This is a genomic window from Mesorhizobium sp. M7A.F.Ca.CA.002.15.2.1, assembly GCF_003998715.1.
Classification (GTDB): Bacteria; Pseudomonadota; Alphaproteobacteria; order Rhizobiales; family Rhizobiaceae; genus Mesorhizobium; species Mesorhizobium ciceri.
In genome coordinates this window covers 1-820 of record NZ_RZPI01001149.1, presented here as the reverse complement: position 1 = coordinate 820, position 820 = coordinate 1, and the positions used below count along the sequence as shown (strand labels likewise).

Annotated in this window: 1 protein-coding gene; it reads right to left on the bottom strand. The window is 66.5% G+C overall.

What is annotated here, in order from left to right; all coding sequences use genetic code 11:
- On the bottom strand, positions 1-820 hold an 820-nt coding region (locus tag ENZ74_RS33280), incomplete at both ends, for a trimethylamine methyltransferase family protein (RefSeq protein ID WP_206522401.1).

The following is an 820-nucleotide window of genomic DNA, read 5'->3' as shown; positions in this document are numbered from 1 at the left end:
TGCCGAAGGCGGGCGCGCCGGATTTCATGTCGACATTGGAGGAGAACGAGCCGTAGACGACCGGCGCACCCGGCCTCACGATCTGCGCCAGCGTCAGCCCGGCCAGCGCTTCGGCATGCTGCAGCGTCAGCGCGCCGGCGACCGTTATCGGCGCCATGGCGCCCGCCAGGCAGAACGGCGTGATGACGGAGACCTGCCCCGCGCGAGCGAAATCGATGATGCCTTGCGCCATCGGAATGTCGAGCTGACGCGGCGAGTTGGTGTTGATGACGGTGTAGCAATGCGCGCTTGCCAGAAACTCCTCTTCCGACAAGCCGCGCGCCAGCCGCAGCATCTCGAACCCGTCCTCGACTTGCGGCGTTCCGCGCGCGAAGACGAACGGGAGCTTGTCCGACAGCGTCAACTGCGCGCGGTTGACGGCATAGTGCCGAAAGCGGTTGTCGACATCCTGCGGTTCGATGCAGGGCCCCAGCATATGCAGCACATCGAAATGCTGCACCAGCCGCATCAGATCCTCGAAATCCGCCAGTGTTCCCGGCCGCCGGCCGCGCTCGAGATCGGTGACGTTCGGCGCCCCGCACCCGGCCAGGAAGGTCATCGAGCCGAGCTCCAGCGTCAGATCGCGGGCGCGCGAACCGGCGTAAGCGTGGATCGACTTCGGCGCCGAGGCGAGTGCCGCCGTCACCATGTCACGGCCGATGCGCACCATGTCGGTGTCTGGATCGACCAGGGCGCCGGCATTGGCAAAATGCTCACGCGCTTGCGGCAGCAGCACCTTGATGCCGAGCTCTTCCAGCACCCGCAGCGCCGTGTCGTGGAT